The 777-nt window shown below is 70.4% G+C and carries 1 protein-coding gene and 1 pseudogene; both read left to right on the top strand.

From position 1 onward, the window contains the following. Positions 1–184: hypothetical protein (locus G6O68_RS31980; protein ID WP_165253830.1), on the top strand; the 184-nt coding region annotated here is incomplete at its 5' end. Positions 185–223: 39 nt separating this feature from the next. Further along, positions 224–777: pseudogene (locus G6O68_RS31975) on the top strand (hypothetical protein); the annotation flags it as partial.

Below are 777 nucleotides of genomic sequence, written 5' to 3'. Positions count from 1 at the left end.
GGCGCTCGACGGGATCCACGCCGTGATCGAGGGCCGGACCGACTACACGATCCACGACCCGAGGATCCCGCAGATCGACGACCACGAGATCCCGCGGACCCTGGACTGGCGGGCCCACCTCGCCGCGTGGACCGACCGGGCGGCCGTCCCCGAAGCCCGGCGCGGCCGCTTCGCCGCCCGCTGACCGACCACCCACCCACCCGAAACCCGAAAGGAATCGACCGTGCCCGACGCCGACCAGGCCCCGAGCCCGAACGCCCCGGCCCCCGAACCCGATCCGACGCTCCTGGAGATCAAGGACGTCGTCGCCCAGACGTTCAAGCTGGAATCCGAGATCGCCAGCCTGAAGAACCAGACCAAGACCAAGGCCGGCGAGCTGGAGGAGCTGTGGAAGAAGCTCCGCCAGCTCAACCAGGCCCAGACCGAGACCCTGCCGCTGTTCGACCGGACGCCCGCCCCGTCCGAGGGCTCGCCCGCCTCGGCCCCCGACGCCTCCGCCCGCTTCGCGGCCCGCAGGGAGAAGTTCGGGACCGACCTATGGCAGGAGGTCTCGGTCGAGCGGCTGAAGCAGTTCGGCATCTCCGGCAAGATTGTGAAGACGCTCGAAGAGGGCGGCATCCGGACGATCGACCACATCCGGAAGCTCCACGACGAGGGCCTGTCCCTGACCGACGTGAAGGGGATCGGCGAGTCGGCGGAGAACAAGATCCACGCCGCGCTCGATGCGTTCTGGGCCGAGTGGGGGCCGGGCGACGACGAGCCCGAGACGCCCGAGGC

The sequence above is a fragment of the Paludisphaera soli genome (assembly GCF_011064595.1).
Taxonomy (GTDB): Bacteria; Planctomycetota; Planctomycetia; order Isosphaerales; family Isosphaeraceae; genus Paludisphaera; species Paludisphaera soli.
The sequence above is the reverse complement of the archived record's forward strand: the minus strand, read 5'-3'. Positions and strand labels throughout refer to the sequence as shown.